Below are 7,571 nucleotides of genomic sequence, written 5' to 3'. Positions count from 1 at the left end.
CTACGACCAATTGGTTAAAAGCCAACTGCTCTACCAACTGAGCTAACGACCCAAATATGGTCGGGGTAGGGGGATTCGAACTCCCGACATCCTGCTCCCAAAGCAGGCGCGCTACCGGACTGCGCTATACCCCGATTTGAAATTGGCTCCGTGACCAGGACTCGAACCTGGGACCCAATGATTAACAGTCATTTGCTCTACCGACTGAGCTATCACGGAACTACATATTTCAAATTTACTGCTGTGTAACCTTCTCTTCGACCCTGTCCGTATCGCTACGTTAGCGTCTCTGAGGCGCGCTATTCTACAATCTTAAAAACCCCTGTCAACCCTTTAAATTGCTTTTAAGACAATGATTTGCGCTTCTTTCTGATTTCTTCTTGGGGAGAAGAAACCCGTGGGCTGACGTTGCTGCGGGGCGCACTTTACAAGCCTTTGCCTTACAGTTCAACGCCCTATCGAAAAAAAAGGCCTCGCAATGCGAGGCCTCTCGTTATTACACCGGGTGCTGGCCTCAGTGGAAGACGATTTCGTCGTCTTTCACCGTTGCCGTGACGCGAGTGCCCGGCATAAAGCTGCCCGACAGGATCAACTGTGCCAGCGGGTTCTCGATCCAGCGCTGGATCGCACGCTTCAACGGCCGTGCGCCATACACCGGGTCGTAGCCCACTGCGATCAGCTTGTCCAACGCCTCGCCGCTCAGCTCAAGGTCGAGCTCACGCTCAGCCAGGCGACTGCGCAGGCGGCCCAACTGGATTTCGGTGATACCCGCAATCTGATCCCGTGCCAGAGGCTCGAAGATCACCACTTCATCCACCCGGTTGATGAATTCCGGGCGGAAGTGGGTGGTCAAGGCGTCCATCACCGCTGCTCGCTGGGCTTCGCGATCCCCCACCAGTTCCTGGATCTGTGCCGAGCCCAGGTTGGAGGTCATCACGATCACCGTATTGCGAAAGTCCACCGTACGCCCGTGGCTGTCCGTCAAGCGACCATCTTCCAGCACCTGCAGCAAAATGTTGAACACATCCGGGTGCGCCTTCTCGACCTCATCCAGCAGGATCACCGAGTAAGGCTTGCGTCGCACGGCTTCGGTCAGGTAACCGCCCTCCTCGTAGCCCACATAGCCTGGTGGTGCGCCGATCAGGCGAGCCACCGAGTGTTTCTCCATGAACTCGGACATATCAATGCGTACCATGGCCTCTTCAGTATCAAAGAGGAACTCGGCCAGGGCCTTGCACAGCTCAGTCTTACCTACGCCGGTCGGGCCGAGAAACATGAACGAGCCGCTTGGACGGTTCGGGTCGGACAAGCCGGCACGGGAACGCCGTACCGCATTGGATACCGCCACCACCGCCTCTTCCTGACCGATGACGCGCTGGTGCAACAAACTTTCCATTTTCAGCAGTTTGTCGCGCTCGCCTTCGAGCATTTTCGAGACTGGAATGCCGGTCCACTTGGAGACTACTTCGGCGATCTCCTCCTCGGTCACCTTGCTGCGCAGCAACTGGTTCTCAGGCTTGCCGTGCTGGTCGACCATCTGCAGGCTGCGTTCCAGGTCCGGAATCACACCATATTGCAACTCAGCCATGCGGCTCAGATCGCCTTTACGACGCGCGGCTTCCAGTTCCTGACGGGACTGCTCGATTTTCTGCTGGATCTGCGCCGAACCCTGTACTTCGGCTTTTTCCGAGGTCCAGATTTCTTCGAGGTCCGAATACTCACGCTCCAGACGGACGATTTCTTCCTGAAGTTTTTCCAGGCGTTTCTTCGCTGCCTCGTCCTCTTCTTTCTTCAACGCCTGGGATTCGACTTTCAGTTGAATCAGGCGCCGATCCAGGCGGTCGAGCACTTCCGGCTTGGAGTCAATCTCCATGCGAATGCGGCTGGCCGCTTCGTCGATCAAGTCGATGGCCTTGTCCGGCAACTGACGATCGGTGATGTAGCGATGGCTCAGCTTGGCCGCCGCAATGATTGCGCCATCCGTGATCGCCACCTTATGGTGGACCTCATAGCGTTCTTTCAGGCCCCGCAGGATCGCGATGGTGTCTTCTTCGCTTGGCTCTTCCACCAGCACTTTCTGGAAACGCCGCTCAAGGGCCGCATCCTTTTCAATGTACTGACGGTATTCGTTGAGCGTGGTCGCACCGACGCAATGCAACTCGCCCCGCGCCAAGGCCGGCTTGAGCATGTTGCCAGCATCCATCGAGCCTTCGCCTTTACCGGCGCCGACCATGGTGTGCAGTTCGTCGATAAACAGAATGATCTGGCCTTCCTGCTTCGACAATTCATTAAGCAGGGATTTCAGTCGTTCTTCGAACTCACCACGGAACTTGGCACCGGCGATCAGGGCCCCCATGTCCAGGGACAACAGGCGCTTGCCTTTTAAGCCGTCCGGCACTTCACCATTAATGATGCGCTGGGCCAGGCCCTCGGCAATCGCGGTTTTACCCACGCCAGGCTCACCGATCAGCACCGGGTTGTTCTTGGTGCGACGCTGCAAGACCTGGATGGTGCGACGAATCTCATCGTCACGACCAATCACCGGGTCGAGCTTGCCTTCTTCGGCACGCTTGGTCAGGTCGACGGTGTATTTGTCCAGGGCCTGTCGCGACTCCTCATGGTTGGGGTCGTTCACGGCCTCACCGCCACGCAGGTTGTTGATAGCGTTTTCCAGGGCTTTCTTGCTCACGCCCTGCCCCAGCAACAATTTGCCGAGCTTGCTGTTGTCGTCCATGGCGGCGAGCAGCACCAGTTCGCTGGAGATGAACTGGTCACCCTTCTGCTGGGCCAGGCGGTCCGCCTGATTGAGCAGGCGCGCCAGGTCCTGGGACATATTCACGTCGCCGGTAGGGTTTTGAATTTTCGGCAGTTGGTCGAGCTCTTTGCTCAACTCCTTGCGCAGGCTGTTGATGTCAAAGCCCACCTGCATCAACAAGGGTTTGATAGAGCCACCTTGTTGCTCCAGGAGCGCCTGCATCAAGTGCGCCGGCTCAATCGCCGGATGGTCGAGGCCGACCGCCAGGGATTGGGAGTCCGATAAGGCCAACTGCAATTTGCTGGTTAAACGATCAATACGCATTAGTCACCTTCCTTTTGAGCAGGCCGGAGCTATGAACAAACACATCCTGAATGAAGAAACCTGCCAGATACCCTTATAGATGGGGTGGATTCTGGGGGTTTCAAGCGGCGGACGGTTGATACAGGTCAGGACAGTCTAGCGTTCAAGCCAGATAAGGGAGGCGAATCGGCCCGTACGCGGGCTGCGGCGATAAGAAAAGAAGCGTGGATCGGTCACGGTGCAAAAACCACCACCATATACAGCGGTGACACCGTTTGCTGCCAGACGCAGGCGCGCCAGCTGGTAGATGTCGGCCATGAACTTGCCGGGGTTGTGGCTGGGAACAAAGGCTTCAGCGGTGGCCGGCAGTTGCTGCATGAACGCTTCACGTACCTCCGGGCCGACCTCAAAGGCTTGCGGGCCAATGGCTGGGCCGAGCCAGACCAGGACGTCTTCAGGAGCAGTATCCAGGCTTTCGAATGCGGCCTCCAGCACGCCAGCCGCCAAGCCACGCCAACCGGCATGGGCTGCGGCAACCCGGGTACCCGCACGATTACAGAACAGCGCAGGCAGGCAATCGGCGGTCATGGATGTGCAGGCGATGCCGGGGGTGCTGGTCCAACTGCCATCTGCCTCGACGGTAAGGCCTGGATCGGCCTCAACCACGTGAGTACCGTGGACTTGGCGCAACCAGGCAGGCTGGATATCGAAGGCGCTGCTCAGACGACGGCGATTTTCAAGGACGGCCTCAAGGCTGTCCTCGACGTGATCGCCCAGGTTGAGGCTGTCGAACGGCGCCAGACTGACACCGCCCGCACGAGTCGTGACGCAGGCTTTGACCTGAGACGGCGCGGGCCAGTCAGGAATCAGCCAGTCACTCATCCGATAAACGCCTCACGATCCTGCTTGAGCAGCGACAACAACCAGACCAGGTCGTCTGGAAGTGGCGATTCCCAACTCATGCGCTTACCGCTCGTCGGATGATCCAGTTCCAGGAAGCGTGCGTGCAGTGCCTGGCGCGGGAAGGACTTCAGCGATTCGACCATTGTCTGGCTTGCCGCCGGCGGAATACGGAAGCGCCCACCGTAGGCAGGATCGCCGACCAACGGGAAGTTGATATGCGCCATGTGCACGCGAATCTGGTGGGTGCGCCCGGTTTCCAGCTTGACCCGCACATGGGTGTGGGAGCGGAAACGCTCCAGCACACGGTAGTGGCTGACGGCTTGCTTGCCGCCTTCCATCACCGCCATACGCTGGCGCTGCTGGCCGTGGCGACCAATCGGGGCGTTGATCTTGCCCCCGGCCACCACCACACCGATCACGATGCACTCGTAGATCCGGCTGACGCTGCGACTCTGCAACTGAGTAACCAGTTGCGTCTGCGCCTGAATGGTCTTGGCCACCACCATCAAACCGGTGGTGTCCTTGTCCAGACGGTGCACGATGCCGCAGCGCGGGACATTGATGATGTCCGGGACGTGGTGCAACAGGGCATTGAGCAAAGTGCCATCAGCGTGCCCGGCAGCCGGGTGAACCACCAGGCCAGCGGGTTTGTTGATGACCAGGATGTCGTCGTCTTCATAGACGATATCCAGCTCGATGTCCTGGGCGACCCATTCTCCCTGGGCTTCCTGCTCGGCAGTCAGCTCAAGAATCGCACCGCCATGAACTATGTCTCGCGGGCGGATAACCGCTCCATCCACAGTCAGGCGGCCGTCTTTGATCCAGGCGGAAAGGCGCGAGCGCGAGTGCTCAGCGAATAATTGTGCGGCGACTTGATCGAGGCGTTGGCCGCCCAATTCGGACGGCACCTCTGCGCGAAGTTCAATTTTATCGGACATGCTCAGACTAGGCGTGGCACAGCCTTTGGTTTCGGCTGCGCGCTTGTGGTTAAATACGGCGTCTTTTGCCCCGAGGCTTTCAACGGGGCGCTCATCATAACAGGACGGCCCCGCCCAAGACAGCGGCCGTCATAGGGACGCAAGCCGCCATGCAAGTGAAACACCTGCTGCTGATCGCCATCCTCGCCATGACTGCTGCTTGCTCGTCAACAAAGGACGTCGTCGACGAAAACCTGAGCGAAGTCGAGCTGTACCAGCAAGCTCAGACAGACCTGGACAATAATAGCTACACCAGCGCCACAGCGAAGCTGAAGGCATTGGAGTCGCGCTACCCATTCGGCCGCTATGCCGACCAGGCCCAGTTGGAGCTGATCTACGCCAACTACAAGAACGCCGAGCCGGAAGCTGCCAAGTCCGCTGCCGAGCGTTTTATCCGCCTGCACCCACAGCACCCGAACGTGGACTACGCCTACTACATGAAGGGCCTGACCTCGTTCGACCAGGACGTTGGCCTGCTGGCGCGCTTCCTGCCGCTGGACATGACCAAGCGTGACCCGGGCGCTGCACGCGACTCCTACAACGAGTTCGCCCAGCTGACCAGCCGCTACCCCAACAGCCGCTACGCGCCGGACGCCAAGCAGCGCATGATCTACCTGCGCAACCTGCTGGCCTCCTACGAAATCCACGTGGCCCACTACTACCTGACCCGTCAGGCCTACGTAGCTGCCGCCAACCGTGGCCGCTATGTTGTGGAGAACTTCCAGGAAACCCCATCCGTGGGCGACGGCCTGGCGGTGATGACCGAGGCTTACCAGCGTCTGCACCTGGACACCCTGGCGACCACCAGCCTGGAAACCCTGAAGCTCAACTACCCAGATCACCCAAGCCTGAAAGATGGCCAGTTCGTGCCTCAGGTTGCCGAAGCCGACAACCGTTCGTGGCTGAGCAAGTACACTTTGGGCCTGATCGAGTCTCGTCCGCCACTGCCGCCGGGTGAAACCCGCGCCAACCAGGACGTGATCAAGCAGTACCAGGACGCCAAGGATGCCATCCCTTCGGACCTCAAGCCTCACGACGAGAACGGCGACGTTATCGAAGAAGAGGAGCCGCAGGCCCTTGGCAACAACGAAGACCGTTCGTGGTTCAGCTACATGACCTTCGGTGTGTTCGACTGATTGTTCGACGCAACGCAAAAGGGAGCTCTGAAGGAGCTCCCTTTTTTATGAGCGAGTATTTATTGCGCTGTGCGCCTGTGGCCAGCTTGGCTAAACTGGCGCATTCCTTGTCGAGAAACTGCCCATCATGCTTCGTCTACTGTTCTGGATTGCCGTCATTGCTGCCGCGGTATGGTTCTGGCGCAAATTCAAAAACCCTGCAGCCCGCCAGCAACGACCTGCCGAGCCGAACGCAGCGCTGATGGTGCGATGCGCCCACTGCGGCGTGCACCTGCCGCAGGATCGCGCACTGAGTTCGCGCCAGGAGTGGTACTGCACCCAGGCGCACCTGGAACAAGGGCCGAAGTCTATCCAGCGTTGAGGCGACCTGCCGGGGCATAAGGCGCCGGATCAATGATCGGAGCCCGCCCCAACAGCAAGTCGGCGAACAACTGGCAGGAGGCAGGTGCGAGTACCAGGCCATTGCGGTAATGCCCGCAATTGAGCCACAAGCCCTGAAAGCCGGGAACCTCTCCGATATAGGGGATACCTTCCGGCGAACCGGGCCGCAACCCCGCCCAATGCCCGACCACCTCGGCGTCCGCCAAGGCGGGGATCAGTTCAACCGCAGACGCCTTGAGGCTCGCCAACGCAGTTTCGGTCGGCGTCTTGTCGAACCCCTCATGTTCCAATGTGCTTCCAATCAGAATGTGCCCATCGCGGCGGGGGATTGCATAGCGCCCCTTGGCCAAGACCATGCTGGATAAAAAGTCGGACGCGCACTTGTACAGGATCATTTGGCCTTTGACCGGCTCCACGGGAAGGGTCATGCCCAGTGTGCTCAGCAACTGCCCGCTCCAGGCCCCGGCGGCGAGCACCACCTGATCGGCAAAAACCGGTCCCGTAGCAGTGTTCACCCCCACCACGCGATTGTTGTTCTGCACAAAACCCGACACTTCGCAGTGCTCGTGAATCGTCACATCCGGCAACGCCAGCAGCGCCGCCTTCAAGGATTTAACCAGGCGAGGGTTGCGCACATTGGCCACATCGGCCATGTAGATCGCCCGGGAGTAGCCGCCTCCCAGCGCCGGCACGGCATCATGAGCCTGGGACACATCCACCTTGCTCAATGGCCGCCCTTCACGCGCAGCCCAGGCCAATGCATCAGCCTCATCATCCAGGTCAAGCCAGTACAAACCCGTGGTATGAACCTCGGGATCGACACCGGTTGCGGCAAACAAGCGCTGTGCCAACTGCGGATAGAAATCCTGGGACCAATGGGCCAAGGCAGTCACGGCCGGGCTATAACGCCATGGATACAACGGTGAGACAATTCCGCCACCCGCCCAGGAAGACTCCTGCCCAAGCCCCACACGCTCCAGCAGCATGACTGCACGCCCTTCTCTGGCAAGGTTGTACGCCGTCAACAGCCCGATTACTCCGCCGCCGACAATCACCACTTGCTGTTGCTTTGCCATCATCTGATCCCGCCGATAAACAGGGAAAGGCGCGCCCGGC

Annotated in this window: 6 protein-coding genes and 2 tRNA genes; 2 read left to right on the top strand and 6 right to left on the bottom strand. The window is 59.3% G+C overall.

The window, feature by feature from the left end:
• Window positions 1-57 precede the first annotated feature (57 nt).
• From E4O98_RS07280 to rluD, 5 genes are all read right to left on the bottom strand, one after another.
• A tRNA-Pro gene (locus E4O98_RS07280) sits at window positions 58-134 on the bottom strand.
• Between the two features lie 9 nt (window positions 135-143).
• A tRNA-Asn gene (locus E4O98_RS07275) sits at window positions 144-219 on the bottom strand.
• A 295-nt stretch (window positions 220-514) separates the two neighbouring features.
• The gene (clpB, locus tag E4O98_RS07270) at window positions 515-3,079 is read right to left on the bottom strand and encodes an ATP-dependent chaperone ClpB (RefSeq protein WP_005784667.1); all 2,565 of its coding nucleotides are present in this window, start codon (window positions 3,077-3,079) and stop codon (window positions 515-517) included.
• Window positions 3,080-3,214: 135 nt separating this feature from the next.
• Window positions 3,215-3,940 (bottom strand): peptidoglycan editing factor PgeF, encoded by a 726-nt coding sequence (gene pgeF, locus E4O98_RS07265; protein ID WP_032877959.1) that lies wholly within the window; start codon window positions 3,938-3,940, stop codon window positions 3,215-3,217.
• Window positions 3,937-4,899 (bottom strand): 23S rRNA pseudouridine(1911/1915/1917) synthase RluD, encoded by a 963-nt coding sequence (gene rluD, locus E4O98_RS07260; RefSeq protein WP_005784662.1) that lies wholly within the window; start codon window positions 4,897-4,899, stop codon window positions 3,937-3,939. Before rluD ends, pgeF begins: the two co-directional genes overlap by 4 nt.
• Window positions 4,900-5,048: 149 nt before the next feature.
• On the opposite strand from rluD, the gene E4O98_RS07255 reads away from it, so the two are divergent.
• Complete coding sequence (locus tag E4O98_RS07255) at window positions 5,049-6,074, top strand: outer membrane protein assembly factor BamD (RefSeq protein ID WP_005784660.1); 1,026 nt, start codon at window positions 5,049-5,051, stop codon at window positions 6,072-6,074.
• Between the two features lie 127 nt (window positions 6,075-6,201).
• Window positions 6,202-6,435: a PP0621 family protein gene (locus tag E4O98_RS07250; RefSeq protein WP_005784659.1), complete on the top strand. Its 234-nt coding sequence runs from the start codon at window positions 6,202-6,204 to the stop codon at window positions 6,433-6,435.
• On the opposite strand, the gene thiO is transcribed toward E4O98_RS07250, so the two are convergent.
• Window positions 6,422-7,531 carry a glycine oxidase ThiO gene (gene thiO, locus E4O98_RS07245; protein ID WP_032877963.1) on the bottom strand — a complete coding sequence of 370 codons (1,110 nt, stop codon included), beginning with the start codon at window positions 7,529-7,531 and terminating at the stop codon, window positions 6,422-6,424. The genes E4O98_RS07250 and thiO overlap by 14 nt on opposite strands.
• Between the last annotated feature and the right edge of the window lie 40 nt (window positions 7,532-7,571).

It is taken from the genome of Pseudomonas sp. W2Jun17, assembly GCF_023127795.1.
GTDB lineage: Bacteria > Pseudomonadota > Gammaproteobacteria > Pseudomonadales > Pseudomonadaceae > Aquipseudomonas > Aquipseudomonas synxantha_A.
Note: the sequence above shows the minus strand (reverse complement) of the source record. Positions and strands in the feature narration are given on the sequence as shown.

What these genes read in the sequence shown, in the direction of transcription:
- thiO (WP_032877963.1), bottom strand. Translation starts at nt 7,531, where the DNA reads ATGGCAAAGCAACAGCAAGTGGTGATTGTCGGCGGCGGAGTAATCGGG.
- clpB (WP_005784667.1), bottom strand. Translation starts at nt 3,079, where the DNA reads ATGCGTATTGATCGTTTAACCAGCAAATTGCAGTTGGCCTTATCGGAC.
- E4O98_RS07255 (WP_005784660.1), top strand. Translation starts at nt 5,049, where the DNA reads ATGCAAGTGAAACACCTGCTGCTGATCGCCATCCTCGCCATGACTGCT.
- pgeF (WP_032877959.1), bottom strand. Translation starts at nt 3,940, where the DNA reads ATGAGTGACTGGCTGATTCCTGACTGGCCCGCGCCGTCTCAGGTCAAA.
- rluD (WP_005784662.1), bottom strand. Translation starts at nt 4,899, where the DNA reads ATGTCCGATAAAATTGAACTTCGCGCAGAGGTGCCGTCCGAATTGGGC.
- E4O98_RS07250 (WP_005784659.1), top strand. Translation starts at nt 6,202, where the DNA reads ATGCTTCGTCTACTGTTCTGGATTGCCGTCATTGCTGCCGCGGTATGG.